This is a genomic window from Streptomyces sp. CA-251247, assembly GCF_050952975.1.
Lineage (GTDB): Bacteria > Actinomycetota > Actinomycetes > Streptomycetales > Streptomycetaceae > Streptomyces > Streptomyces achmelvichensis.
The window spans coordinates 2,037,940-2,063,022 of sequence record NZ_CP191861.1; the positions used below are offsets into that span (position 1 = coordinate 2,037,940).

Sequence of the window (25,083 nt, forward strand, 5' to 3'; positions counted from 1 at the left end):
GGGATGACGTACGAGCCGGCAGCACCCGTCCAGCAGCTCTTCGACGCCGTGTGGGAGGGCGCGGAGGACGCCGTCGTACGGCTGCTGCGGGCGGGAGTTCCCGCCGACGCGACCGACGAGGACGGACAGACGCCGCTGTACCGGGCGGCCGTGAGCGACGAGTTGGGCATCGTACGGCTGCTGCTGGCGGCTGGCGCCGAGCCCGAGCGGCTCAGCGGACACGAGGGCGGGGACCTGCCGCTGTGCGGAGCCGCGGTCGGCGGGCACACGGACGTGGTGCTGGCACTGATCGCCGCCGGAGCCCGGCCGGACACCGCGGAGGCGTTCGGTTTCACCGCCCTGACCTGGGCCGTGCAGCTGGGTCACGCGGCGACGGTCGAGGCGCTGCTCGACCACGGCGCCGATCCCGATCTGCCGGCCCCGGGGGCGAACCCCCGCTGGTCCTGGCCGCGCGCCGGGGCTCGCCCCGTACCGTCAGGGCGCTGCTGCGGCACGGCGCGCGCGCACGGCAGGCGGCACTCGAGGAGGCCCGCGCCTGGCTGGCGCGTGATGTCGAGAAGGAGCTGCGCGCCGGGCTGCTGGAGGCGTACGGCGACGGGTCGCAGACGGTCGCGCGCCGCGTCGAGGAGGACGGCGGGGTGACGGTCGTGGTCGAGGTGCTGCGTGAGGGGAAGCCGGTCGCGGGCAACGAGCAGCAGACCGGCCATGCGGCGATCGCGACCCTCCTGGAGGAGGAGCTGGGAATCCAGACGCCGTACGCGACGCTGGCCGAGCGCGCGCTGCGCTGCGGGGACCGGGACCAGGACGACTGGGTGGAGGCGGTGCTGGCTCTGTGGAGGCGCGGCGACGAGGAGACGTTCCAGGCGGCGGCCGCGTGGTGCGCGAGCGACGACCCGATGCGGCAGGCGTTCGCGGCGGAGGTGCTGGCGCAGCTGGGCCCGGCGGGTCCGGAGCCGGACGCGGGGGGCCGGCTGCCGGACGCCGGCGCGGTTGCGGATGCCGGTGCGGGTGCGGGTGCGGGTGCGGACCTCTCGCGGGACGCGGGACGGGACGCCGCGGACACGGCCGGTACCGCGACGCACCGCCCGTTCGCCGCGCGAGCCCTGCCGCTGTTGCGCGAACTGGCACGCGAGGCACGGGACGAGGAGCTGATCCGGGCCGCCGTCCTCGGGCTCGGCCACCACGGGGATCCGGCCGCCCTGCCGGAGATCCTGCGCCACGCGGGACATCCGGACGCGGCCGTGCGCCACGACGTGGCGCTGTCACTGTTCGGCCTGGTGCCGGACGGTCACCGGGAGGGCACCGAGGCGCTGATCGCCCTCAGCCGTGACACGGACGACCAGGTCAGGGACTGGGCGACCACCGCGCTGGCGCACCTCGGCGGCGACACCGCCGAGATCCGCGAGGCGCTGGCGGCCCGGCTGGAGGACCCCGACCCGGACACCGCGGCGGAGGCCGCACAGGGGCTGGCGAGGCGTCAGGACCCGCGGGCGATCCCGGTACTGGCACGGATACTGGCGGACGGGGACCCGGACGGCTACGCGCACGAAGCCGCGGCGGAGGCGGTGCAGCTGATCCAGGACGAGACGGTCAGGCGGCGGCTGGAGGGCACGGTCCCGCGCGTGCGCTGACGTGGAAGACCGGCCGCTGACGTGGGATGCCGGCCCCTGCGCAGGAGACCGACCGCCGACGCGCCAGTCCCACGGCACGGTCCCGCGCGTGCGCTGACGCGCGAGGTCAGAGCAGCCGCAGCACTCCCGGCGCCCGTTCCTCGATGATGGCGACCAGTTCGTCGAAGACGGTCGGTCCCTCGCCGGCTCTGGCGCGCTCCAGGTCCTCCGCGACGGCCGCCTTGTTCGACGGATGGCTCCGGGCGAGCCGCAGCTCCAGCTGACGCACCGTCTCCGGGTGCCCGAGGGCCCGGCGGGAGCTCTCGTGGTCACGCCATTCGATGAGGTAGTCGCCGTCGTCGGGCGTGCCCATCCCGCCGCTCAGGCAGTCGGCGAAGGCGTCGAGGTTGCGGCCGAAGTACCCCTCCGGCCCGTTCACGGCCTCGCCGATCACCCGCCAGAAGCTGTCCAGGCCGGTGACCTCCGCCCCGTCGATCACATAGGTCTTGGTCACGGGGCGGAGGATAGCCGGTCAGCAGTCGTGGTCGACGAGGTCGAACGAGGCGTAGTGGTCGGCGGTGTAGTAGTCCTCCTGCGACGCCTCGCCCGTGACGATGCGGCGTGCACCGCGGTCGGAGGAGCCCGGCGTCTTGACGGTGTACTCGTGGTAGTAGCCGGTCGAGTGCGACGGCAGGATGCCTTCCCGGTTCTGGAAGACCGTGCCGTCCTGCGGGTAGGGGAACGGCCCGCCCGCGTCGATGAGTTCGAGCGTGTCGTGGGCCTGGGACGGAAGGTCGGAGTAGCAGATGTCACCGACCGCGGCGGCTGCTGTGGGGGCAGCCGTGAAGGTGGAGGTGGTGGCCGTGGCCGTGGCCTGACCGCCGATGAGGAGGGTCGAGGCGAGAGCGGCGACTGCGCCGAGCGTGGCGATTCGTGGGGGGATTCGCATGTCGGCCATCATGACGCGCGTAGACATGCACGCGTCAAGGCGAACTCCTCGGTGTTTTCTGCGAATTAACCTGGGTGGATTCGTGGACACGAAGGTGTGGGGACCGTCTGCGAACCGGTCATCGGGCGCCGTGGACGGGCTGCGGTATCTCGGCGTCCGCCAGCAGTTTCCGTACCGCGTCGCCCGCCTCCGACGGCTTCCAGCGACCCCCCTTGTCGGCCGTCGGACCCGGCCGCCAGCCCTCCATGACGGTGATCCTTCCGGCTTCCGCCTCGAAGACCCGGCCGGTGACACCCTCGACGGCGGCCGAACCCAGCCAGACGACGAGGGGTGACACGTCCTCGGGCAGCGCGGTGAGCCCGGCGAACGTCTCCTCGGTCATCCTGGTGCGGGCCGCCGGGGCGATGGCGTTGACCTGGACCCCGTACCGGCCCAGCTCGGCCGCCGCGACCAGCGTCAGACCGATGATCGCGGCCTTGGCCGCCGCGTAGTTGCCCTGCCCGACGCTGCCCAACAGTCCCGCGCCGGACGTGGTGTTGACGATGCGCGCCGCCACCGGCCGGCCGGCCTTGGCCTCGGCGCGCCAGTGCGCGGCGGCGTGCTTGAGCGGCAGGAAGTGCCCCCGGCCGTGCACCCGCATGACGGCGTCCCAGTCGTCCTCGTCGAGGTTGACGAGCATGCGGTCGCGCAGGAAGCCCGCGTTGTTGACCAGGGTGTCGAGCCGGCCCCAGGTCTCCAGAGCGGCGGCGACGAGGGAGGCGGCGCCCTCGCCGGTCGCGATGTCCCCGCTGTGCGCCACCGCTTCGCCGCCGGCCGCCCGTATCTCGTCGACGACCTCCTGCGCCGGGCCCGCCGAGGCGCCGGCGCCGTCGAGCCCCGCCCCCAGGTCGTTGACGACGACCCGCGCGCCCTCGGCGGCGAAGGCGAGGGCGTGCGCCCGCCCCAGCCCCCGTCCGGCGCCGGTGACGACGACCACGCGCTCCGCACAGATTCCCGTCATCCCACGTCTCCTTGTCGACCGTCGTTGACCGTCTTCTTGTTGACCGTTGCGGCATCGAGGAAGGCGGGGCGCTCCCCGCCTCCGTGCAGAAGCAGTGAGGCTCCGCTGATGTAGGCGGCGCGCTCCGAGGCGAGGAAGACGGCCGCGTCGCCGACGTCGGACGGCTCCGCGAGACGGCCGAGCGGGACCGTACGGCCCACCGCCGCGATCCCCTCCTCGTCCCCGTAGTGCAGCCCGGACAGTTCGGTGCGGACCATGCCGAGGACGAGCGTGTTCACCCGTACGTCCGGCGCCCACTCCACGGCCATCGAGCGGGCCAGGCTCTCCAGTCCGGCCTTGGCCGCTCCGTACGCGGCGGAGCCCGGCGAGGGCCGGCCGCCGCTGACACTGCCGATCATGACGATCGAGCCCCGGGCCGCCCTGAGGTGGTCGTAGGCGGCGAGGGACACGGTCAGCGGGGTGACGAGGTTGAGCTCGACGACCCGTGCGTGACGTGCGGCGGCGCCGTCCGCCAGCAGCCGGTGGGGGGTGCCTCCGGCGTTGTTGACCAGGGTGTCGAGCCGGCCGTACCGGGCGGCGACATCGTCGAGGAAGCCGGCGACGCCCTCGGCCTCTCGCAGGTCCACGGTCACGAACTCGGCTCCGTCCAGGGGAACTTCGGGCGGTCTGCGCGCGCAGACCACCACCCGGGCACCGGCCCGCAGGAAGGCCCGCGCGATGCCCGCGCCGACGCCCCGCGTGCCGCCGGTGACGACGGCGACCCTCCCGTCCAGCTCCATCGGCTGCTACCTTCCTCACCTAACAAATGTTTGGTGGAAAGGTAGCTGATCCTCTCATGGGTGTCTCCACCACAAGCCCCGAGAAGGGCATCTCACGCGTCACGGCCGACTTCCCACCCGTCAACGCCCTCCCCGTGCAGGGCTGGTACGACCTCGCGGACGCCGTCCGCGCGGCGGGCCGGGACCCCGCGACCCGCTGTGTGGTGCTGACCGCCGCCGGCAGCGGGTTCAACGCCGGCGTCGACATCAAGGAGATGCAGCGCGACCCCGGTCACGACACCCTCATCGGCGCCAACCGCGGCTGCTACGAGGCCTTCGCCGCCGTGTACGAGTGCGAGGTCCCCGTCGTCGCCGCGGTGCACGGCCACTGTCTCGGCGGCGGCATCGGACTGGTCGGCAACGCGGACGCGATCGTCGCCTCGGACGACGCCACGTTCGGCCTGCCGGAGCTCGACCGCGGCGCGCTCGGCGCCGCCACTCATCTCGCTCGCCTGGTGCCGCAGCATCTGATGCGCGCCCTGTACTACACCTCGCGCACCGCGACCGCAGCCGAACTGCACCACCACGGCTCCGTCTGGAAAGTCGTCCCGCGCGGCGAACTCCAGGAGGCGGCCATGGAGTTGGCCCGGGAGATCGCGCGCAAGGACGGCACCCTCGTCCGGCTGGCCAAGGCGGCGATCAACGGCATCGACCCCGTCGACGTACGCCGCAGCTACCGGTTCGAGCAGGGCTTCACCTTCGAGGCGGGTCTCAGCGGGGTCGCCGACCGCGTCCGCGACACCTTCGGGAAGGAACCGCAGCCGTGACCGACAAGACCATGACGCCCGAGGACGTGGTGGGGCGCCTGCGCAGCGGCATGACCATCGGCATCGGCGGCTGGGGCTCGCGCCGCAAGCCGATGGCGCTGGTACGCGCCCTGCTCCGCTCCGAGATCACCGATCTGACCGTCATCTCCTACGGCGGCCCCGACATCGGCATGCTCGCCGCCGCCCGCCGGATCCGCCGACTGGTCACGGCCTTCGTCACCCTCGACTCGATCCCGCTCGAACCGCACTACCGCGCCGCCCGCCAGCGGGGCGACTTCGCCCTCACCGAGATCGACGAGGCGATGTTCATGTGGGGCCTGCACGCGGCCGCCAACCGGCTGCCCTTCCTTCCGGTGCGGGCGGGCCTCGGCTCCGACGTCATGCGGGTCAACCCCGAGCTGCGGACCGTCACGTCGCCCTACGACGACGGCGAGGAGTTCGTCGCCGTGCCGGCGCTGCGCATGGACGCCGCGCTCGTCCATCTCAACCGGGCCGACCGCCGGGGCAACGGCCAGTACCTGGGCCCCGACCCCTACTTCGACGATCTCTTCTGCCAGTCCGCCGACGCCGCGTACGTCTCCTGCGACCAACTGGTGGAGACGGCCGAGCTCACCAAGGACGCGGCCCCGCAGACCCTGCTGGTCGCACGGCACTCGGTCACCGGGGTGGTGGAGGCCCCGAACGGCGCGCACTTCACCTCCTGCGCCCCCGACCACGGGCGCGACGAGGCCTTCCAGCGGATGTACGCCGGCACGCCCTGGGACGAGTTCGCGGGACGCTTCCTGGCCGGGGCCGGCGAAAGCGACTACCAACGCGCCGTACAGGCCTGGCACAAGGAGCAGCAGTGACCCCCACAGGGACAGTCTCCCGGGCCGAGTACTGCGTCGTCGCCTGCGCCGAGGCATGGCGCGGCGACGGCGAGATCCTGGCCAGTCCGATGGGGCTGATCCCCTCGGTCGGGGCCCGGCTGGCCCGGCGCACCTTCTCGCCCGGCCTCCTGCTCACCGACGGCGAGGCGATGCTCGTCGGCCCGGACGGCACGGTGGAGGGCTGGCTGCCCTACCGGCAGCACCTCGCCATGGTCACCGGCGGCAGACGTCACGTCATGATGGGCGCGAGCCAGATCGACCGCTTCGGCAACCAGAACATCTCCTGCATCGGGGACTGGCGGCAGCCCACGCGCCAGCTCCTCGGCGTCCGCGGGGCGCCCGTCAACACCCTGAACAACCCGGTGAGTTACTGGGTGCCCAAGCACTCGGCCCGGGTCTTCGTCCCGAAGGTCGACCTGGTGTGCGGGGTGGGTCATGACAACGCCGCCGCCGCGGGTCCCAGTGCCACCCGGTTCCACCGCATCCCGCGCGTGGTGTCCGACCTGGGTGTCTTCGACTTCGCCACCCCCGACCGCTCGATGCGGCTCGCTTCCCTGCACCCCGGTGTCACGCTCGACCGGGTGCGGGAGGCCACCGGCTTCGCGCTGACGGTCCCGGGTGACGTCCCGTACACACGCGAGCCGACCGAGGACGAACTGCGGCTGATCCGCGAGGTGATCGACCCGGAAGGACTGCGGGACCGCGAGGTCCGGGCCTGATGACGGGCCGCGTGGGGACGGCACTCACCGAGCTCACGGGCGTACGCCATCCGATCGTGCAGACCGGGATGGGCTGGGTGGCGGGCCCTCGGCTGGTGTCCGCGGCCGCGGAGGCGGGCGCACTCGGCATTCTCGCCTCGGCGACGATGACCACCGATGAACTGCGCCATGCCGTGCGCGAGGTCTCCTCCCGCACGGACGCGCCGTTCGGGGTCAACCTCCGCGCCGACGCGGGAGATGCGCGCGAGCGGGTGCGGATCATCGTCGAGGAGGGCGTACGGGTCGCCTCCTTCGCGCTGGCGCCCTCGCGGGAGTTGATCGCCGAGCTCAAGGACGCGGGAGTGGTCGTGATCCCGTCGGTCGGGGCGCGACGGCACGCGGAGAAGGTGGCCGCCTGGGGCGCGGACGCGGTGATCGTGCAGGGCGGCGAGGGCGGCGGCCACACCGGCGATGTCGCCACCACCGTGCTGCTGCCGCAGGTCGTGGACGCGGTCGGCATCCCGGTGATCGCGGCCGGCGGGTTCCGCGACGGACGGGGGCTGGTGGCGGCGCTCGCGTACGGTGCGGCGGGCATCGCGATGGGCACACGGTTCCTGCTCACCGCCGAGTCGACGGTGCCGGACGCGGTGAAGGCGAAGTATCTGGCGGCGTCCGTGAAGGACGTGACGGTGACGACGGCCGTCGACGGACTGCCGCACCGGATGCTGCGGACGGAGCTGGTCGACTCGCTGGAGCGCCACGGCCGTACGCGCACCCTGGCCCGGGCGGTCCGCCACGCGGCCGGCTTCCGGAAGCTCTCCGGTCTGACCTGGTCACGGATGCTCCGCGACGGCCTGGCCATGAAGCACGGCCGGGAATTGTCGTGGAGCCAGGTGCTGCTCGCCGCCAACACACCCATGCTGCTGCGGGCCTCCATGGTGGAGGGCCGCACCGACCTGGGGGTGATGGCGTCGGGTCAGGTCGCGGGGGTCATCGACGACCTGCCCACGTGTGCGGAGCTCGTCGACCGCGTGATGGCCGAGGCCCGGCAGGTGCTCGATGCACTGCCGGGCCACGGCCGTCCGTGAAGAGCTCCGGTCAGGCGGCCCTGCGGCGGCTGCTCTGAGCCGCCCCGCGCTGCCGGCCGGCCTGACCGCCTGCCTGACCCTGGCGCGCCTGGCCGCCCTGCCGGGCCGATGCGCCCTGACGGGACTGACCGCTCTGGCGCGCCTGGCCGCCCTGACCGGTGCGGCCGCCCTCACGGGCCTGCCCGCCCCGGCGGCCTCCGCCGGCGCTGCGCGCCCGGCCCTGGGTCTGACGGGGTCGCTGCTGCTGGGCAGCCTGCTCCGGCACCTCGATGGTGATGGCCACGCCCGAGGGCTCGCGAGCGCCGGTGATCCGGCTCAGTTCCTCGTCGCTCGACTTGATCCGGGCGGTCTGCGGGCTGATGCCGGCATCCGCCATCAGCCGCGTCATCTCACGCCGCTGCTCGGGCAGCACCAGCGTGACCACGCTGCCGGACTCCCCCGCACGGGCGGTACGGCCGCCGCGGTGCAGATAGTCCTTGTGGTCGACGGGCGGGTCGACGTTGACCACGAGTTCGAGATCGTCGACGTGGATGCCACGGGCGGCCACATTGGTCGCGACCAGCGCGGTGACCTGCCCGTTCTTGAACTGGTCCAGGGTGCGGTTGCGCTGCGGCTGCGAACGGCCGCCGTGCAGTGCCGCCGCGCGGACGCCGCTGGCCAGCAGCCGCTTCGCGAAGCGGTCCGCGGCGCGCTTGGTGTCGACGAAGAGGATCACCCGGCCGTCGCGGGCCGCGATACGGGTGGCCACGGCCTTCTTGTCGGTCTCGTCGGCGACATGCAGCACATGGTGCTCCATGGTGGTGACGGCTCCCACGGAGGCGTCGACCGAGTGCACGACGGGATCGGTCAGGAACATCCGGACGAGCCGGTCTATGTTCTTGTCCAGCGTCGCCGAGAAGAGCATCCGCTGACCGTCCGGCTCGACCTGCTTGAGCAGCGCCGTGACCTGGGGCATGAACCCCATGTCGGCCATCTGGTCGGCCTCGTCGAGGACGGTGATGGACACCCGGTCCAGGGAGCAGTCGCCACGCTCGATCAGGTCCTTGAGCCGGCCGGGCGTGGCCACGAGCACCTCGGCGCCGCGGCGCAGCGAGCCCGCCTGCTTGGAGATCGACAGCCCGCCGACGACGGTGGTGAGCCGCAGCTGCACGGACGTCGCGTACGGGGTCAGCGCGTCGGTGACCTGCTGCGCGAGTTCACGGGTCGGCACGAGGACGAGCGCGAGGGGCGCCCGGGGTTCGGCACGGCGGCCGGCGGTCCGGGCGAGCAGCGCGAGCCCGAAGGCCAGGGTCTTGCCCGACCCGGTGCGTCCGCGGCCGAGGATGTCACGGCCTGCGAGCGAGTTCGGCAGGGTCGCCGCCTGGATGGGGAAAGGTTCGGTCAGTCCCTGGGCCACGAGGGTCTTCAGCAATGCGGCCGGCATGTCCAGCTCGTCGAATGCGTGAACGGCGGGCAGCGCCGGGGTTACGGTTTCCGGCAGCGCGAATTCCTGCGGGGGAGCCGCCTTGCGGGCGGGGCCCTTGCCGGGGTTCTTTCGCGAGCCGTTGCCCGCGGTCTTTGCAGGCCTGCCGGAGCCGGAGCCACGGGATTCAGCCGTGCGCTGACGGGCCGGGCGCGCCGGGCGGTCCTGACGTGCCGGACGGTCCTGGCCGGCCGGTCGATCGGAGCGAGTCATGCGGTATTGCCTTCCTGGGCCTCGGGACAGCACGCACAAGCCGGGGCCCGCACCCTTGAGGGTGCGGGCCCCGGCTAGGAGTCACGCGCCGACGGTTCAGGCCGGGACGATGTTCTCCGCCTGCGGGCCCTTCTGGCCCTGCGTGACGTCGAAGGAAACCTTCTGGCCCTCCTGGAGCTCACGGAAGCCCTGGGTGGCGATGTTCGAGTAGTGGGCGAAGACGTCGGCGCCGCCGCCGTCCTGCTCAATGAAGCCGAAGCCCTTTTCCGCGTTGAACCACTTCACGGTTCCAGTAGCCATGTCATTACTCCTAAAACGAGGGGCAAGCCGGAAATCCACACCTCGTGGATTTCCCATCGCCGCATTGACCCCCATCCGGAAAAGACCGGCAAACAAAATATGCGCCTGCGGAAGCATCCCGTCAGGCGCACACAAAGTTCATGGGTACCAAAACTGCAACACAGTAACCGTAGCATGCCCCTTCCTGAATGGCTCGCAGGCACGGACGTTTCTTGATCGCGCGGCGGAATCACGGGCGGGGCGTCGGCCCGGTGATCTCGGCCAGATGCCGGAGCGAGTTGCCGAGGTGCTCGGGGCCGAACGGCGGGAACCGGAGGTACTCGCGGACGGACTGCGGCACTGCGGACCAGTCGTAGGTGAGCGTGATCTCGGTCCCGGACGGACCGAGCGGCGTCAGGTCGTACCGCCAGAACCAGCCGCCGAACTCCAGGTGACCGTCGCCCTTGGGGTCGTACCCCGTCCGCCAGCCGATGGCGCGCGGCGGGTCGGCCACCTGGACCTCGTTGAAGACCTGGTAGTCGCCGTTCGGATGGCCGGGGTGGTACATGTCCATCCGGAAGAGCTGGCCCACCTCGGTCAGGGGTACCCGGTCGACGGCTTCCTGGACCCAGCCGGTGCCGTCGATCGAAGCGTGGGTCGTCGGGTCCGCCAGCACCGCGTACACCCTCGATGAGGGCACAGCGACGGTCAGGGTGGCGCTCACGTTCTCCTCGGGCACGGTGTCCACGCTCCTCGTCGTCTCGTCCCGGGTCTCCCGCAGGCGCGGAAGGGGACGCTCACACCATGGAGACGACGCGGCGAGGCGGAACTCATCGGTCGTGCGCGCGCAGCCCGCCCGGTCACGGCGGCAGTGCGGGCGACGCGGACCGGGCGGGACGTGGCGGACGGGACGTTGCCGACGCGGGCTAGAGCCGTTCGACGATGGTCACGTTCGCCTGGCCGCCGCCCTCGCACATCGTCTGGAGGCCGTAGCGGCCGCCCGTGCGTTCCAGTTCGTGGAGCAGCGTCGTCATGAGCCGCACCCCCGTCGCGCCGAGCGGATGGCCCAGCGCGATCGCGCCGCCGTTGACGTTCACCCGGGCCGGGTCCGCGCCCGTCTCCTTCAGCCACGCCAGAACGACGGGGGCGAAGGCCTCGTTGATCTCGACCAGGTCCATCTCGTCGATCGACATGCCCGTCTTCTTGAGCGCGTGGGCCGTCGCCGGGATCGGGGCGGAGAGCATGCGGATGGGGTCCTCGCCGCGCACCGACAGATGGTGGATGCGGGCCCGCGGTGTCAGACCGTGCTCGCGCACGGCCCGCTCGCTCGCCACCAGCATCGCCGCGGCGCCGTCCGACACCTGCGAGGAGCACGCCGCGGTGATGGTGCCGTCCGGCATGACGGGCTCCAGGCCGGCCATCTTCTCCACGGTGGTGTCACGGCGGGGGCCCTCGTCCACGGTCACGTCGCCGTACGCCACGGTCTCGCGCGCGAAACGCCCTTCGTCGATCGCCCGGACCGCCCGCCGGTGGGAGCCCAGGGCGTACTCCTCCTGGTCGCGGCGGGTGATGCCCCACTTCGCGGCGATCAGCTCGGCGCCGTGGAACTGGTTGACCGGCAGATCGCCGTACCGCGCCCGCCAGCCCTCGCTGCCCGCGAAGGGGCCCTCGGTCAGTCCGAGCGGACCGGCCGCCTGCCGGGAGGCGAACGCGATGGGGATCATCGACATGTTCTGCGTGCCGCCCGCGACCACCAGGTCCTGGGTGCCGGAGAGCACCGCCTGCGCCGCGAAGTGCACGGCCTGCTGGGACGAGCCGCACTGCCGGTCGACGGTCACCCCCGGTACCTCCTCGGGCAGCCCCGCCGCGAGCCACGCGGTCCGTGCGATGTCGCCGGCCTGCGGGCCCACGGTGTCCAGACAGCCGAAGACGACGTCCTCGACGGCCGACGGGTCGACGCCGGACCGGGCCATCAGGGCGGTGAGCACATGCGCGCCCAGGTCGGCGGGGTGGACACCCGCGAGGCCTCCCCTGCGCCGGCCCACCGGGGTCCGTACCGCTTCGACGATGTAGGCCTCGCCCATGACAACTCCTCGGTCGGTTACTGACGTACGGCGATTCCGTCCAGCACCATCGACAGATACTGGCGGGCGATCTCCTCGGGACTGTGCTGTCCGCCGGGCCGGTACCAGGACGCCGCGACCCACACGGTGTCGCGCACGAACCGGTAGGTCAGCCGGACGTCCAGGTCGGCGCGGAAGACCCGGTCGGCGACGCCGCGTTCCAGCGTCCCGAGCCAGGCCTTCTCGAACTTCTGCTGCGAGTCGGTGAGGTAGTGGAAGCGGGGCTGCGCGGCCAGGTGCCGGGACTCCTTCTGGTAGATCGCGACGGCGGCCCGGTGCCGGTCGATCTCCCGGAACGACTCGGTGACGAGTGCCTCGATGGTCTCCCTCGGGCCGAGGCCGGCCGCGAGGACGCTGTCGTAGCCCTGCCACAGTTCGTCCAGGAACGTGGAGAGGATCTCGTCGACCATCGATTCCTTGGAATCGAAGTGGTAGTAGAGGCTGCCGGCGAGCATCCCCGCCTCGTCCGCGATCCTGCGGACGGTGGTGGCGTTGTACCCCTGCGCGGCGAACACCTCGGCGGCGAGGGCGAGGAGTTCACGCCGGCGCTCGGGCGAGGGGGTCACCTGGTTCTTCTTCTTGTTCGGCACACGGTCATTGTCGGGGGCTCTCGGCGGGCTACGGATGGCGGCTGCTGACGGAGACGACCTCGCCGGTGAGATACGAGGCGTAGCCGCTGGCCAGGAAGACGATGGCGTTGGCGATCTCCCACGGCTCGGCGGGCCGGCCGAACGCCTCCTTGGCGGTCAGGTCGGCCAGCACCTCGGCGGAGGTGACCTTCACCAGATGGGGGTGCATGGCGAGGCTGGGGGCGACCGCGTTGACCCGTACGCCGTGGGCGGCGGCCTCGACGGCGGCGCAGCGGGTGAGCGCCATGACCCCGGCCTTGGCGGCGGCGTAGTGCGCCTGGCCGGCCTGGGCCCGCCAGCCCACCACGGACGCGTTGTTGACGATCGCTCCGCCGTTCCCGCCCGCCCGGAAGGCGCGCAGGGCGGCGCGGGTGCAGCGGAACGTGCCGGTGAGGGTGACGTCGAGGACCGTGTCCCACTGCTCGTCGGTCATGTCGACGAGTTCGACCGTACCGCCGAGGCCGGCGTTGTTCACGACGATGTCGAGCCCGCCGTGCTCCTCGGCCGCGCGGTCGAACAGCGCCTGCACCTGGGCTTCGTCGGTGACGTCGCACGGCTGGGAGGAGACGGCGGAGGCGCCGAACTCCGCGGCGAGCGCGGCCTCCGTCTCCTTCAGCCGGCGCCCGTGGGCGTCGCTGATCAGGATCCGCGCGCCCTCCTCCAGGAACTTGCGGGCGGTCGCTCCCCCGATCCCGGCGCCGGCCGCGGCGGTGAGCACGGCGGTACGGCCCTTCAGCAGGCCGTGGCCCGGTACGTACTGAGCCCTGTTGTCCGTCACACCGGCACGTTAACCTACCAAACACTTGTTAGGGAAGGATGCGCGTATGGACCTGCAGCACTCCCCCGAGGACGAGGCCCTGCGGGCCGAGGCCCGCGACTGGCTCGCCGCGCATGTGCCGGAGCGCCCGCTGCCGTCCCTGGAGACACGCGAGGGGTTCGCGGCCCACCGCGCCTGGGAGGCGCGGCTCCACGCGGACCGCTGGTCGGTCGTCTCATGGCCGAGGGAGTACGGCGGCCGGGGCGCCGGCCTGTTCGCCTGGCTGCTCTTCGAGCAGGAGTACTACGCCGCCGGTGCACCGGGGCGGGTCTCGCAGAACGGCATCAACCTCCTCGCGCCGACCCTCTTCGACCACGGCACCGCGGAGCAGCGGGCCCGGGTGCTGCCCCCGATGGCGAGCGGAGAGGTCGTCTGGGCGCAGGCCTGGTCCGAACCCGAGGCCGGTTCGGATCTCGCGTCGCTGCGTTCGCGTGCCGTCCCGACGGACGGGGGCTGGCTGCTGAACGGCCAGAAGACCTGGTCTTCCCGGGCGGCCTTCGCGGACCGCGCGTTCGGCATCTTCCGCAGCGATCCCCGGGCGGACCGGCCCCACCAGGGCCTGACGTATCTGATGTTCGACCTGTCGGCGCCGGGGGTGAGTGTCCGGCCGGTCGGCCGGCTCGACGGGAAGCCCGCCTTCGCCGAACTCTTCCTCGACGACGTCTTCGTGCCGGACGAGGACGTGATCGGCGAACCGGGCCGGGGCTGGCGGATCGCGATGTCCACGACGGGCAACGAACGGGGCCTCACGCTGCGCTCCCCCGGCCGCTTCCTGGCTTCGGCCGACCGTCTCGTACGGCAGTGGCGGGAGGGGGGCGAGGACCGGGGCGTACAGGACCGGGTCGCGGACGCGGTGATCGGCGCGCGGGCCTACGAGTTGTTCACCTGGGCGGGCGCTTCGCGCTTCGCACAGGGCGGCAGCATCGGCGCGGAGTCCAGTCTCAACAAGGTCTTCTGGTCGCAGTACGACATCGCCCTGCACGAGACGGCGCTCGACCTGCTGGGCGAGGACGGTGAACTGTCCGACACGGCCTGGGCGGAGGGCCACCTCTTCTCGCTGGCGGGACCGATCTACGCGGGGACCAACGAGATCCAGCGCGACATCATCGCCGAGCGGCTGCTCGGCCTTCCGAAGGGCCGTCGCTGATGGATCTGACGCCGACCTCCGAACAGCTCGGTTTCGTCCGCTCGCTGGACGCGATGCTGACCGCGGCGGACGTCCCGTCGGCGGCCCGCGCCTGGGCCGCGGGCGACCGTGCGCCGGGCCGGGCGGTGTGGTCCCGGCTCGCCGACGCGGGCCTCTTCGCGCTCGCGGCGCCGGAGTTGTACGACGGGGTGGGCCCGCTCCCGGTGGAGCTGACGCTCGCCTTCACGGAGCTGGGCCGCGCGGCCGTGCCGGGTCCGCTCGTGGAGACGGTCGGCGCGGCGGTGCTGCTGACGCAGCTGGCCGAACTGGGCGACGCGGCACCGGCGAAGCGGCTGCTGTCGGGGCTGGTGGCGGGTGACGGGACGGCGACGCTGACCGTGGCGGGCCACGGCACGTATGCCCTGGACCCGGACGCGGCGGACGTGCTGCTGGTGGTCGAACCCGAGGCTGCGGCCGGCGGCGCGGCCCGGCTGCGGTGTGCGCCCGGCCACGGGCCCGTGCGGGTCTCCGCCGACCCCGTGCGGCGTCTCGCCGCCCCGCTGCCCGGCGGGGAGATTCTCGCGAGCGGTCCGCATGTGGCTGCCGCCGCCGATCACGCGGCCGCGCTGGCGCGGCTGCTCACCGCCGCACAGGCACTCGGCGTGGGGCTCACCCTCCTCGACCAGGCCGTGGCCCACGTCAAGCAGCGCACCCAGTTCGGCGTCGCCGTCGGCTCGTTCCAGGCGGTCAAGCACCGGCTCGCGGACACGCTGATCGGGCTGGAGTTCGCGAGGCCGCTGCTGCACGGAGCCGCTCTCACCCTGGCTCCCGCCGACATCTGCGCCGCGAAGGTCACCGCGGGCGAGGCCGCGTACGCGGCGGCCGGGACGGCGCTGCAACTGCACGGCGCCGTCGGTTACACGGACGAGCTGGACCTCGCGCTGTGGCTGCGCAAGGCCCGGCCGCTGCGGGACGCGTGGGGCGCCCCGGCCCGCTGCCGGGCGGAGGTGCTGGCCGGCCGTTCGTAGTGCTCAGCGGCGCCGAACGGTCCGCAGGGAGCCGCCCGGATTCCAGGACTGCACGACCAGCTCCTGGCCCTCGACGGAGGTCCGGACCACCTCGCCGAGTTCGACACGGAAGAGGTGGAACGGCTCCGGCGGCCCGACCTCGGCCACGAACGCGGCGATCTCCGCGGGGTCGGTCACCTCCAGCGCCCGTCCGGAGATCCGTACGTCGCCGCCGTCCATGGAGTCGTCGGGACCCGGGTTGGCGTGCACGGCGAAGCGCGGATCTCGCTCGAGGTCCTGCGCCTTGCGGGAGTCCGGCATCATGCCGAGCCACAACTCCCCGCTGCGGAAGGCCACTTCCAGTCCGGTCACGCGCGGGGACCCGTCCTTGCGCAGGGTGGCGAGGACATGGTGCTTGTAGCGCTCGAAACGGCTCTGCACGGTAGTGGCGAACTCGGGCTCGGCCGCATGAAAGCCGGCCCATGTGGATGAGGTCATGCGTCCATCGAAGCGCAGAAACCGGACATCCGCTGTCGGGATTCCCGGCGGCACCTCCCGTGGGCGACGGAACGACTCACAGACTCCGCAGGACGACGACCGCCGCGTGTCCCTCCGTGCGCAACGGGCCGGGCGGTCCGTCGAGCAGGACGGCGTCGTACCGTTCGAGCGTCAGGCCCGTGTCGCCGACGGCCGTGGTGCCGTCCAGCGCGACCACCACCACCGTGGAGCCCGGCGGTACCTCCGGCGCGGCCTCTCCCCGTACGACCGACGTCCGGCATTCCGTACGGTCCCGCCGGTACATCACATTGAAGTTGACGACCGGGCCGCCCAGCAGCCGGCCGTCGGTCGGCACATCGCCGGGGAAGGCGTAGGGCCGGTAGCGCTGGTCGGCGACCGTCCGCTCCCCGCCCACCGTGAGCTCCATCCCCGCACCGTCGGCCACGGTCAGGATGCGCTCCACACCGGGGAACGCGGAGAACGGGCCGTCCACGCCGACGTCGGCGAGCGAGATCCGCCAGTCGAAGTCGTCCGTCCCGGCGCCGTCGGGCGCAACCGCGACCTCACGGGTGGTCCCACCGCCGTTCTTCCAGGGCACGGCCCGGCGGCTGTCGGCCCGCAGCAGCCGCGGCGTCACTGCACGATGCCCTGGGCGCGGGCGGCGGCCAGCCACAGCGGGAACTCGCCGACCAGCCGGTCGTACAGCTCGGAGTCCGCGACCGTGCGCGGGTCGAGGCCGGCGTGGAAGAAGCCGGCGTTGTCCACGGCCCGCTTGGCGGGCACGGCGAGTTCGTCGAGCTTGTGCAGGAAGTCGAACTGTGAGCTGCGCTTGTTGCCGAAGCCGATGAACTGCCAGAACAGCGGCAGCTTCGCCGCCTTGCACAGATAGCGCTCGGCCGCGTGCTTGCTGATCGGACCGCCGTCGGTCTGGAAGACGACGAGCGCGGGGGCCGTCGAGCCGCTGTCGATGTAGTGGTCGATGACGGCGTCCATGGCCAGGTGGTAGCTGGTCTTGCCCATGTGCCCGAGGCCCGCGACGATCGCGTCGACCCGGCCGTGGTGGTTCTCCAGCGCGATGTCGGTGACGGCGTCGATGTCGGTGGAGAAGAAGACCACGGGGACACGGCCGTCGTCGTCGAGGTTCGCCGACAGGCCCAGCACCCGGTCGGCCAGCGCCTGCACGCTGCCGTCCTTGTAGTAGTCCTTCATGGAGCCGGAGTAGTCGAGCACCAGATAGACGGCGGCTCGCTGCCCGTCCAGGCCGTGCTTGCGCAGCGAGACCCCGGCGGACTTGTAGAGGCTGACGAGCGCGGGCGCCTTCTCCTCGACCTTACGGAGACTGATGGCCGGTCCGGGGATGCTGGCGGTGGCCATGCACGGCTCCGTTCGTCGGATGAGCGTCGTCCGCCGAGGATATCTCCCGGTTCCCCGGCGGCCCCGGCGACCTCATCGCTCGCGGCCTCGGCACTGTGCGGCCCCAACCCCCCTCGTTCCTCACGGCGTTGACGGCCTGGCACGCAGCACGGCGCCTGCTCCATGTCCGGTCGGGGACAGAGCAGGCGCCGTGTTCGTTTCCGTACGCCGTTGTACGGGACGTCTTTCGGCCGGTGGGTCAGACCATCAGCGAGCGGTCCGTCGGCTTGATCGGGGCGTGCAGGTCGCTCGCCCCTGTCAGGAAGCGGTCCACACCGCGGGCCGCCGAGCGGCCTTCGGCGATCGCCCACACGATCAGGGACTGGCCGCGGCCCGCGTCGCCGGCGACGTACACGCCCTTGACGTTGGTGGCGTAGTCGGCGTCGCGCGCGACGTTGCCGCGCTCGTCCAGTTCGAGCCCGAACTGCTGGACCAGACCGTTCTCCTGGTCGGTGCCGGTGAAGCCCATGGCCAGGGTGACCAGCTGCGCCGGGATCTTCCGCTCGGTGCCGGGCTTCTGCTCCAGCTTGCCGTCCTTGAACTCCACCTCGGCGAGGTGGAGGAACTGGACGTTGCCGTCCTCGTCGCCCTCGAAGTGGGTGGTGGAGACGGAGTAGACCCGCTCGCCGCCCTCCTCGTGCGCGGAGGTGACCTTGTAGAGCATCGGGAACGTCGGCCAGGGCTGGCCGGCGGTCCGCTCGTCGCCCGGGCGGGGCATGATCTCCAACTGGGTGACCGAGGCCGCGCCCTGGCGGTGGGCGGTGCCCACGCAGTCGGCACCGGTGTCGCCGCCGCCGATGACGACGACGTGCTTGCCCTCGGCGGTGATCGGCGGGGCGACGAAGTCGCCCTCCTGCACCTTGTTGGCGAGCGGCAGGTACTCCATGGCGAAGTGGATGCCGTTCAGCTCACGGCCCGGCACGGGCAGGTCGCGGGAGACGGTGGCACCGGCCGCGATGACCACGGCGTCGTACCGCCGGCGCAGCTTCGCCGCGTCGATGTCCCGGCCGATCTCGATCTCGGTGCGGAACTTGGTGCCCTCCGCGCGCATCTGCTCGATACGGCGGTTGATGTGCACCTTCTCCATCTTGAACTCGGGGATGCCGTACCGGAGGAGTCCCCCGATGCGGTCCGCGCGCTCGTAGACGGCGACCGTGTGGCCGGCCCGGGTCAGCTGCTGGGCGGCGGCGAGGCCCGCCGGGCCCGAGCCGATGACCGCGACGGTCTTGCCCGACAGGCGCTCCGGCGGCTGCGGGGTGACGTCGCCGGAGTCCCAGGCCTTGTCGATGATCGAGACTTCGACGTTCTTGATGGTGACGGCGGGCTGGTTGATGCCGAGGACGCAGGCGGCCTCGCAGGGTGCCGGGCACAGCCGTCCGGTGAACTCCGGGAAGTTGTTGGTCGCGTGCAGCCGCTCGGAGGCGGCCGACCAGTCCTCGCGGTACGCGTAGTCGTTCCACTCGGGGATGAGGTTTCCGAGCGGACAGCCGTTGTGGCAGAACGGGATGCCGCAGTCCATGCAACGGCCGGCCTGCTTGCTGATGATCGGCAGCAGGGCGCCGGGGACGTAGACCTCGTTCCAGTCCTTGACGCGCTCGGCCACGGGGCGGGTCTCGGCGACCTCGCGCCCGGTGGTCAGGAAGCCCTTGGGGTCAGCCATTGATCGCCGCCTCCATCATCTTCTCGGTGGTCTCCTGCTCGGAGAGACCGGCGAGCTCAGCGGCGTCCTTGGCGGCGAGCACTGCCTTGTAGGTGGTCGGGATGATCTTGCTGAACCGGTCCACGTTCGCGGACCAGTCGGCGAGAAGCTTCTCGGCGACGGTGGAGGCCGTCTCCTCCTGGTGGCGGCGCACGACGTCGTGCAGCCACTCCTTGTCCGTGTCCGACAGCGGCTCGACCGCCTCGAGGTTCCCGGAGTTGACGTTGTCCGGGTCGAGGTCGATCACGTACGCGATACCGCCCGACATGCCGGCCGCGAAGTTGCGCCCGGTCTCGCCGAGCACCACCGCGTGGCCGCCGGTCATGTACTCGCAGCCGTGGTCGCCCACGCCCTCCGAGACAACCGTGGCGCCGGAGTTGCGGACGCAGAACCGCTCGCCGGTGCGGCCGCGCAGGAACAGCTCGCCGCCGGTCGCGCCGTACGCGATGGTGTTGCCCGCGATGGTCGAGTACTCGGCCAGGTGGTCGGCGCCCCGGTCCGGGCGGACGACGACGCGGCCGCCGGAGAGGCCCTTGCCCACGTAGTCGTTGGCGTCGCCCTCCAGTCGCAGCGTGACGCCGCGCGGGACGAACGCGCCGAAGGACTGGCCGGCGGAGCCGGTGAACGTGATGTCGATGGTGTCGTCGGGCAGGCCCGCACCGCCGAACTTCCGCGTCACCTCGTGGCCGAGCATCGTGCCCACGGTCCGGTTGATGTTGCGGATGGCGACCTGTGCGCGGACCGGCTGGGCGGCCTCGGCGGTTTCGGCGTTCAGCGCGTCGGCGGCGAGCTTGATCAGCTCGTTGTCGAGCGCCTTCTCCAGACCGTGGTCCTGGGTGATCAGCGCGTGGCGCACCGCGCCGTCCGGCAGCTCGGGCACGTGGAACAGGGGTGCGAGGTCCAGGCCCTGTGCCTTCCAGTGGTTCACGGCGCGCTCGGTGTCGAGGAGTTCGGCGTGGCCGACGGCCTCCTCGACGGAGCGGAAGCCCATCTCCGCGAGGATCTCGCGCACCTCTTCGGCGATGAACTGGAAGTAGTTGACGACGTACTCGGCCTTGCCGGAGAAGCGTTCCCGCAGCACCGGGTTCTGGGTGGCGATACCGACCGGGCAGGTGTCGAGGTGGCAGACCCGCATCATGATGCAGCCGGAGACGACGAGCGGTGCGGTCGCGAAACCGAACTCCTCGGCGCCCAGCAGCGCGGCGATGACGACGTCACGGCCGGTCTTCAGCTGGCCGTCGGTCTGCACGACGATACGGTCGCGCAGCCCGTTGAGCAGCAGCGTCTGCTGGGTCTCGGCGAGACCGAGCTCCCAGGGGCCGCCCGCGTGCTTGAGCGAGGTCAGCGGGGAGGCGCCGGTGCCGCCGTCGTGGCCGGAGATGAGCACGACGTCCGCGTGGGCCTTGGAGACACCCGCGGCGACCGTGCCGACGCCGACCTCGGAGACCAGCTTCACGTGAATCCGCGCCTGCGGGTTCGCGTTCTTCAGGTCGTGGATCAGCTGGGCCAGGTCCTCGATCGAGTAGATGTCGTGGTGCGGCGGCGGGGAGATCAGACCGACGCCCGGGGTCGAGTGCCGGGTCTTGGCGACCCAGGGATAGACCTTGTGGCCGGGCAGCTGGCCGCCCTCACCGGGCTTGGCGCCCTGCGCCATCTTGATCTGGATGTCGTCGGCGTTGACCAGGTACTCGCTGGTGACACCGAAGCGGCCGGAGGCGACCTGCTTGATGGCGGACCGGCGCGTGGGGTCGTACAGCCGGTCGGCGTCCTCGCCGCCCTCACCGGTGTTGGACTTGCCGCCGAGCTGGTTCATGGCGATGGCGAGGGTCTCGTGCGCCTCGCGCGAGATGGAGCCGTAGGACATCGCGCCGGTGGAGAACCGCTTCACGATCTCGCTGACCGGCTCGACCTCGTCGATGGAGATCGACGGCCGGTCGGACTTGAAGCCGAACAGGCCGCGCAGCGTCATCAGCCGCTCGGACTGCTCGTTCACCCGGTCCGTGTACTTCTTGAAGATGTCGTAGCGGCGGTTGCGCGTGGAGTGCTGGAGCCGGAACACCGTCTCCGGGTCGAAGAGGTGCGGCTCGCCCTCACGGCGCCACTGGTACTCACCGCCTATGTCCAGCGCGCGGTGCGAGGCGGAGATGCCGGAGGCCGGGTACGCCTTGGCGTGCCGGGCGGCCACCTCCTTGGCGACGATGTCGAGACCCGCTCCGCCGATCTTGGTGGCGGTGCCGTTGAAGTACTTCTCGACGAAGGCCTCGTCCAGGCCGACGGCCTCGAAGACCTGGGCGCCGCGGTAGGAGGCGACGGTCGAGATGCCCATCTTGGACATCACCTTGAGCACGCCCTTGCCGAGGGCGTAGATGAGGTTGCGGATGGCCTGCTCGGGCTCCAGACCCTCGATGAAGGTGCCGGCCCGGACGATGTCCTCGACCGACTCCATCGCCAGGTAGGGGTTGACGGCTGCCGCGCCGTAGCCGATCAGCAGCGCGATGTGGTGCACCTCGCGCACGTCACCGGCCTCGACCAGCAGACCCACCTGGGTGCGCTGCTTGGTACGGATGAGGTGGTGGTGCACGGCGGAGGTGAGCAGCAGCGACGGGATGGGCGCGTGCTCGGCGTCCGAGTGCCGGTCGGACAGGACGATCAGACGGGCGCCATCCTCGATGGCGGCGTCGGTCTCGGCGCAGATCTCCTCGATCCGGGCCGCGAGGGCGTCGCCGCCGCCGCTGACACGGTAGAGGCCGGAGAGCGTGGCCGCCTTCATACCGGGCATGTCGCCGTCGGCGTTGATGTGGATGAGCTTGGCCAGCTCGTCGTTGTCGATCACCGGGAAGGGCAGCGTGACGCTGCGACAGGACGCGGCGGTCGGCTCCAGCAGGTTGCCGGCCGGGCCCAGCGAGGAGAGCAGCGAGGTGACGAGCTCCTCGCGGATGGCGTCCAGCGGCGGGTTGGTGACCTGCGCGAACAGCTGGGTGAAGTAGTCGAAGAGCAGCCGGGGGCGCTCGGACAGGGCCGCGATCGGCGAGTCCGTACCCATGGAGCCGAGCGGCTCGCCGCCCGTCCTGGCCATGGGCGCGAGGATGATGCGCAGCTCTTCCTCGGTGTAGCCGAAGGTCTGCTGGCGGCGGGTGACCGAGGCGTGGGTGTGGACGATGTGCTCGCGCTCGGGAAGGTCCTCGAGCTCGATCTCACCGGCCTCCAGCCACTCCCGGTACGGGAGCTCGGCGGCGAGACCGGCCTTGATCTCGTCGTCCTCGATGATGCGGTGCTCGGCGGTGTCGACGAGGAACATCCGGCCGGGCTGGAGGCGTCCCTTGCGGACGACCTTCGCCGGGTCGATGTCGAGGACGCCGACCTCGGAGGAGAGGACGACGAGTCCGTCGTCGGTCACCCAGTAGCGGCCGGGGCGCAGACCGTTGCGGTCGAGCACGGCGCCGACCTGGGTGCCGTCGGTGAAGGTGACACAGGCGGGCCCGTCCCAGGGCTCCATCATCGTGGCGTGGTACTGGTAGAACGCGCGCCGGGCGGGGTCCATGGAGTCGTGGTTCTCCCACGCCTCGGGGACCATCATCAGCACGGAGTGCGGCAGCGACCGGCCGCCGAGGTGGAGCAGCTCCAGCACCTCGTCGAAGGATGCGGAGTCGGAGGCGTCCGGGGTGCAGACGGGGAAGATCCGGTCCAGCTGCTCGGCGCCGAAGAGGTCGCTCGCCAGCTGGGACTCACGGGCACGCATCCAGTTGCGGTTGCCCTTGACCGTGTTGATCTCGCCGTTGTGCGCGACGAAGCGGTACGGGTGGGCGAGCGGCCAGCTCGGGAAGGTGTTCGTCGAGAACCGCGAGTGGACGAGCGCGACGGCCGTGGCGAGACGCCGGTCGGACAGGTCGGGGAAGAAGGGCTCCAGCTGGCCGGTGGTCAGCATGCCCTTGTAGACGATCGTGCGCGCGGAGAGCGACGGGAAGTAGACACCGGCCTCGCGCTCGGCGCGCTTGCGCAGGACGAAGGCCTTGCGGTCCAGCGCGATGCCCGTGCAGGCACCCTCGCCCTCGGCCGCGTCGGCGACGAAGAGCTGCCGGAAGGCGGGCATCGTGGCGCGGGCGCCGTTGCCGAGCAGATCCGGGGTGACCGGGACATCACGCCAGCCGAGGACCTTCAGACCCTCTTCGGCGGCGATCGTCTCGATACGTGAGACGGCCTGGGCGTCATCGTCGGCCGGGAGGAAGGCGATGCCGACGGCGTACGAACCCGCTTCGGGGAGTTCGAAACCGCTGACCTCACGCAGGAAGGCATCGGGAACCTGGAGCAGGATGCCCGCACCGTCACCCGAGTCGGGCTCGGAGCCGGTGGCACCGCGGTGCTCGAGGTTGCGCAGTACGGTCAGCGCCTGCTCCACCAGCTCATGGCTGGCCACACCGGTGAGGGTGGCCACGAACCCGACGCCGCACGCGTCGTGTTCGTTACGGGGGTCGTACATCCCCTGGGGGGCGGGGCGACCGTCCATGGGCGACCAGGCGTCGGAACGCATCGGCTCTCCCGTCGTCGTCGTGGCATATGCAAGTACCGAGGGACGACGTTGGCCCTCCGCGAAATTTCGTGCAGGTTACATGATGGAATGGTTCTCGAAAAGTGGATAGCGCATTCCAACATGCGGACACCGCGCGTAGCGGTCGAGGTGGGTCGCCGTCGGACAGATCGGTATCCGCAGGACCATCGCAGAGCAGGCTTCGTTGCCCGCAGCGCTTTCGGCTCATGCCCGGTGGTTAAGGACTCGAAACCGCCGAGTTACGGCTACTTATGTAGCGCCTTGCATAGTGTCTCACCGGAAGCGGAATCCGCGGTGGGGATGTGCGTCACAGCGAGGCGCCTTCCCGGTGGTGTGGGATACCCAGCCTGACACGTCCCGACCCGGACCGACAGGATACAAATCGGTCACGACGGGTCATTCGAGGCTACGGGCAGGCCGCCGGGCCGGGAGCGCCCCGGCTCAGGGCCGACCGCCGGCCGGCGAGAGCCCGGGGCGCAGGGCGGGGAGGGCCCGGAGCGCGTGCCGGGGAGGGCCCGGAGCGCGGGCCGGGGAGGGCTCGGAGCGCGGACCGGGGCACCACCCCGCCGGAGGCGGGCTAGACCGCGGCGCCGAACAGCGAGCCCAGGCCATAGGTGAGTGCCGCAGCGGCCCCGCCGAGCGCCAGCTGTCGCAGACCGCTGAACCACCAGCCGCGGGCCGTCACGCGGGAGACGACCGCGCCGCAGGCGAAGAGACCCACCAGCGCGAGCAGGACCGCCGGCCACAGCGCCGTCGCGCCGAGCAGATAGGGCAGCACCGGCAGCAGGGCACCCAGGGCGAACGATCCGAAGGACGAGACGGCAGCCACCGTCGGCGACGGCAGATCGTCCGGGTCGATGCCGAGCTCCTCGCGGGCATGGATCTCCAGCGCCTGCTCCGGGTCCTTCGACAGCTGCATCGCGACCTCACGGGCGAGCGCGGGCTGGACGCCACGGGCGACATAGAGCGCCGCCAGCTCCTCCATCTCGTCCACCGGGTGCTTGCGCAGTTCGCGCCGCTCGACGTCCAGCTCGGCCTGGACGAGCTCGCGCTGGGAGGCGACGGAGGTGTACTCCCCCGCGGCCATCGAGAACGCTCCCGCCGCCAGCCCGGCCAGCCCGGTGATGACGATGGTCTGCTGCGAGACGGCACCGCCCGCGACACCGGTCATCAGCGCGAGGTTCGAGACCAGTCCGTCCATCGCACCGAAGACCGCGGGGCGCAACCAGCCGCCGTTGACATCACGGTGGGTGTGGTTGTCGCGATGCGCCTCGTGCAGCGTCGCGGCGTTTTCGATGATGGACACAACTCTCCCCTTCAACCCTCTCAGCAGCGGAAACAGCGGGTCCGCTCCCCCTCGACAGTGTCGAAGATACGCAGCATGTAAGGGGCGCGCCAGCAAGGCAGGCCGTACTTACTTCGGGGCGCGGGATGGCGGTTCGGGTGACAGAGGCGTTTCTCAGACTCGTCCC

At 71.6% G+C, this 25,083-nt stretch carries 24 protein-coding genes; 8 read left to right on the plus strand and 16 right to left on the minus strand.

All coding sequences use genetic code 11. The features are described from left to right. Positions 1-3: 3 nt before the first annotated feature. Positions 4-642 (plus strand): ankyrin repeat domain-containing protein, encoded by a 639-nt coding sequence (locus tag ACQPWZ_RS09000; RefSeq protein ID WP_433571068.1) that lies wholly within the window; start codon positions 4-6, stop codon positions 640-642. Further along, the gene (locus ACQPWZ_RS09005) at positions 639-1,631 is read left to right on the plus strand and encodes a HEAT repeat domain-containing protein (protein ID WP_433571069.1); all 993 of its coding nucleotides are present in this window, start codon (positions 639-641) and stop codon (positions 1,629-1,631) included. Before ACQPWZ_RS09000 ends, ACQPWZ_RS09005 begins: the two co-directional genes overlap by 4 nt. Positions 1,632-1,737: 106 nt before the next feature. On the opposite strand, the gene ACQPWZ_RS09010 is transcribed toward ACQPWZ_RS09005, so the two are convergent. The 4 genes from ACQPWZ_RS09010 to ACQPWZ_RS09025 form a co-directional block, all read right to left on the minus strand. Continuing rightward, positions 1,738-2,124, minus strand: coding sequence for a barstar family protein (locus tag ACQPWZ_RS09010; RefSeq protein WP_340472540.1), 387 nt, complete (start codon positions 2,122-2,124; stop codon positions 1,738-1,740). A gap of 18 nt (positions 2,125-2,142) precedes the next feature. After that, positions 2,143-2,559: a ribonuclease domain-containing protein gene (locus ACQPWZ_RS09015; protein ID WP_433571070.1), complete on the minus strand. Its 417-nt coding sequence runs from the start codon at positions 2,557-2,559 to the stop codon at positions 2,143-2,145. Positions 2,560-2,677: 118 nt separating this feature from the next. Continuing rightward, positions 2,678-3,559, minus strand: coding sequence for an SDR family oxidoreductase (locus ACQPWZ_RS09020; RefSeq protein WP_433571071.1), 882 nt, complete (start codon positions 3,557-3,559; stop codon positions 2,678-2,680). Next, on the minus strand, positions 3,556-4,338 hold the full coding sequence (locus ACQPWZ_RS09025; RefSeq protein WP_433571072.1) for an SDR family oxidoreductase: 783 nt from the start codon (positions 4,336-4,338) through the stop codon (positions 3,556-3,558). Before ACQPWZ_RS09025 ends, ACQPWZ_RS09020 begins: the two co-directional genes overlap by 4 nt. Positions 4,339-4,394: 56 nt before the next feature. On the opposite strand from ACQPWZ_RS09025, the gene ACQPWZ_RS09030 reads away from it, so the two are divergent. Genes ACQPWZ_RS09030 through ACQPWZ_RS09045 form a run of 4 tightly spaced genes read left to right on the plus strand, consistent with a single transcriptional unit; the run spans position 4,395 to position 7,799 of the window. Next, on the plus strand, positions 4,395-5,144 hold the full coding sequence (locus ACQPWZ_RS09030) for an enoyl-CoA hydratase family protein (protein ID WP_433571073.1): 750 nt from the start codon (positions 4,395-4,397) through the stop codon (positions 5,142-5,144). Continuing rightward, positions 5,141-5,992 carry a CoA transferase subunit A gene (locus ACQPWZ_RS09035; protein WP_340472545.1) on the plus strand — a complete coding sequence of 284 codons (852 nt, stop codon included), beginning with the start codon at positions 5,141-5,143 and terminating at the stop codon, positions 5,990-5,992. The genes ACQPWZ_RS09030 and ACQPWZ_RS09035 overlap by 4 nt, the downstream gene beginning before the upstream one ends. Continuing rightward, positions 5,989-6,732, plus strand: a complete 744-nt coding sequence (locus tag ACQPWZ_RS09040; RefSeq protein WP_340472546.1) for a CoA-transferase subunit beta — start codon at positions 5,989-5,991, stop codon at positions 6,730-6,732. Before ACQPWZ_RS09035 ends, ACQPWZ_RS09040 begins: the two co-directional genes overlap by 4 nt. 11 nt (positions 6,733-6,743) lie before the next feature. After that, on the plus strand, positions 6,744-7,799 hold the full coding sequence (locus ACQPWZ_RS09045) for an NAD(P)H-dependent flavin oxidoreductase (protein WP_383242748.1): 1,056 nt from the start codon (positions 6,744-6,746) through the stop codon (positions 7,797-7,799). Between the two features lie 10 nt (positions 7,800-7,809). On the opposite strand, the gene ACQPWZ_RS09050 is transcribed toward ACQPWZ_RS09045, so the two are convergent. The 6 genes from ACQPWZ_RS09050 to ACQPWZ_RS09075 all read right to left on the minus strand — a co-directional run bounded on the left by ACQPWZ_RS09050 (position 7,810) and on the right by ACQPWZ_RS09075 (position 13,283). Continuing rightward, positions 7,810-9,474 carry a DEAD/DEAH box helicase gene (locus tag ACQPWZ_RS09050; protein WP_340472547.1) on the minus strand — a complete coding sequence of 555 codons (1,665 nt, stop codon included), beginning with the start codon at positions 9,472-9,474 and terminating at the stop codon, positions 7,810-7,812. Positions 9,475-9,570: 96 nt separating this feature from the next. Beyond that, a complete protein-coding gene (locus ACQPWZ_RS09055) occupies positions 9,571-9,774 on the minus strand; it encodes a cold-shock protein (RefSeq protein ID WP_037915390.1) in 204 nt (67 codons plus the stop codon). Positions 9,775-10,003: 229 nt separating this feature from the next. Then, entirely contained in the window at positions 10,004-10,501 is a 498-nt protein-coding gene (locus ACQPWZ_RS09060) for a polyketide cyclase (protein WP_433571074.1), read from the minus strand. A gap of 178 nt (positions 10,502-10,679) precedes the next feature. Next, positions 10,680-11,837: an acetyl-CoA C-acetyltransferase gene (locus ACQPWZ_RS09065; RefSeq protein WP_405568794.1), complete on the minus strand. Its 1,158-nt coding sequence runs from the start codon at positions 11,835-11,837 to the stop codon at positions 10,680-10,682. 17 nt (positions 11,838-11,854) lie between these two features. After that, positions 11,855-12,466: a TetR/AcrR family transcriptional regulator gene (locus tag ACQPWZ_RS09070; protein ID WP_327684788.1), complete on the minus strand. Its 612-nt coding sequence runs from the start codon at positions 12,464-12,466 to the stop codon at positions 11,855-11,857. Between the two features lie 28 nt (positions 12,467-12,494). Further along, positions 12,495-13,283 (minus strand): SDR family oxidoreductase, encoded by a 789-nt coding sequence (locus ACQPWZ_RS09075; RefSeq protein WP_433571075.1) that lies wholly within the window; start codon positions 13,281-13,283, stop codon positions 12,495-12,497. A 46-nt stretch (positions 13,284-13,329) separates the two neighbouring features. On the opposite strand from ACQPWZ_RS09075, the gene ACQPWZ_RS09080 reads away from it, so the two are divergent. Further along, a complete protein-coding gene (locus ACQPWZ_RS09080; RefSeq protein WP_433571076.1) occupies positions 13,330-14,469 on the plus strand; it encodes an acyl-CoA dehydrogenase family protein in 1,140 nt (379 codons plus the stop codon). Further along, the gene (locus ACQPWZ_RS09085; protein WP_433571077.1) at positions 14,469-15,476 is read left to right on the plus strand and encodes an acyl-CoA dehydrogenase family protein; all 1,008 of its coding nucleotides are present in this window, start codon (positions 14,469-14,471) and stop codon (positions 15,474-15,476) included. Before ACQPWZ_RS09080 ends, ACQPWZ_RS09085 begins: the two co-directional genes overlap by 1 nt. Positions 15,477-15,479: 3 nt before the next feature. Here the strand turns inward: ACQPWZ_RS09085 and ACQPWZ_RS09090 are convergent, their stop codons facing one another. The 6 genes from ACQPWZ_RS09090 to ACQPWZ_RS09115 form a co-directional block, all read right to left on the minus strand. Continuing rightward, on the minus strand, positions 15,480-15,953 hold the full coding sequence (locus tag ACQPWZ_RS09090) for a pyridoxamine 5'-phosphate oxidase family protein (RefSeq protein WP_356699274.1): 474 nt from the start codon (positions 15,951-15,953) through the stop codon (positions 15,480-15,482). Between the two features lie 76 nt (positions 15,954-16,029). Continuing rightward, positions 16,030-16,590 carry a HutD/Ves family protein gene (locus ACQPWZ_RS09095; RefSeq protein WP_383242244.1) on the minus strand — a complete coding sequence of 187 codons (561 nt, stop codon included), beginning with the start codon at positions 16,588-16,590 and terminating at the stop codon, positions 16,030-16,032. Further along, positions 16,587-17,327, minus strand: a complete 741-nt coding sequence (locus tag ACQPWZ_RS09100; protein ID WP_340472555.1) for a vWA domain-containing protein — start codon at positions 17,325-17,327, stop codon at positions 16,587-16,589. Before ACQPWZ_RS09100 ends, ACQPWZ_RS09095 begins: the two co-directional genes overlap by 4 nt. A 238-nt stretch (positions 17,328-17,565) precedes the next feature. After that, positions 17,566-19,026: a glutamate synthase subunit beta gene (locus ACQPWZ_RS09105; RefSeq protein ID WP_340472556.1), complete on the minus strand. Its 1,461-nt coding sequence runs from the start codon at positions 19,024-19,026 to the stop codon at positions 17,566-17,568. After that, positions 19,019-23,593, minus strand: a complete 4,575-nt coding sequence (gltB, locus tag ACQPWZ_RS09110) for a glutamate synthase large subunit (protein WP_356699270.1) — start codon at positions 23,591-23,593, stop codon at positions 19,019-19,021. The genes ACQPWZ_RS09105 and gltB overlap by 8 nt, the downstream gene beginning before the upstream one ends. A gap of 595 nt (positions 23,594-24,188) precedes the next feature. Then, positions 24,189-24,917 carry a VIT1/CCC1 transporter family protein gene (locus ACQPWZ_RS09115; protein ID WP_313946927.1) on the minus strand — a complete coding sequence of 243 codons (729 nt, stop codon included), beginning with the start codon at positions 24,915-24,917 and terminating at the stop codon, positions 24,189-24,191. Between the last annotated feature and the right edge of the window lie 166 nt (positions 24,918-25,083).

Excerpts from the sequence above, each read along its gene's own strand:
- ACQPWZ_RS09065 (WP_405568794.1), bottom strand. The coding sequence starts at position 11,837 with ATGGGCGAGGCCTACATCGTCGAAGCGGTACGGACCCCGGTGGGCCGG.
- ACQPWZ_RS09030 (WP_433571073.1), top strand. The coding sequence starts at position 4,395 with ATGGGTGTCTCCACCACAAGCCCCGAGAAGGGCATCTCACGCGTCACG.
- ACQPWZ_RS09015 (WP_433571070.1), bottom strand. The coding sequence starts at position 2,559 with ATGCGAATCCCCCCACGAATCGCCACGCTCGGCGCAGTCGCCGCTCTC.
- ACQPWZ_RS09080 (WP_433571076.1), top strand. The coding sequence starts at position 13,330 with ATGGACCTGCAGCACTCCCCCGAGGACGAGGCCCTGCGGGCCGAGGCC.
- ACQPWZ_RS09050 (WP_340472547.1), bottom strand. The coding sequence starts at position 9,474 with ATGACTCGCTCCGATCGACCGGCCGGCCAGGACCGTCCGGCACGTCAG.
- ACQPWZ_RS09100 (WP_340472555.1), bottom strand. The coding sequence starts at position 17,327 with ATGGCCACCGCCAGCATCCCCGGACCGGCCATCAGTCTCCGTAAGGTC.
- ACQPWZ_RS09090 (WP_356699274.1), bottom strand. The coding sequence starts at position 15,953 with ATGACCTCATCCACATGGGCCGGCTTTCATGCGGCCGAGCCCGAGTTC.
- ACQPWZ_RS09105 (WP_340472556.1), bottom strand. The coding sequence starts at position 19,026 with ATGGCTGACCCCAAGGGCTTCCTGACCACCGGGCGCGAGGTCGCCGAG.
- ACQPWZ_RS09055 (WP_037915390.1), bottom strand. The coding sequence starts at position 9,774 with ATGGCTACTGGAACCGTGAAGTGGTTCAACGCGGAAAAGGGCTTCGGC.
- ACQPWZ_RS09020 (WP_433571071.1), bottom strand. The coding sequence starts at position 3,559 with ATGACGGGAATCTGTGCGGAGCGCGTGGTCGTCGTCACCGGCGCCGGA.
- ACQPWZ_RS09085 (WP_433571077.1), top strand. The coding sequence starts at position 14,469 with ATGGATCTGACGCCGACCTCCGAACAGCTCGGTTTCGTCCGCTCGCTG.
- gltB (WP_356699270.1), bottom strand. The coding sequence starts at position 23,593 with ATGCGTTCCGACGCCTGGTCGCCCATGGACGGTCGCCCCGCCCCCCAG.
- ACQPWZ_RS09025 (WP_433571072.1), bottom strand. The coding sequence starts at position 4,338 with ATGGAGCTGGACGGGAGGGTCGCCGTCGTCACCGGCGGCACGCGGGGC.
- ACQPWZ_RS09000 (WP_433571068.1), top strand. The coding sequence starts at position 4 with ATGACGTACGAGCCGGCAGCACCCGTCCAGCAGCTCTTCGACGCCGTG.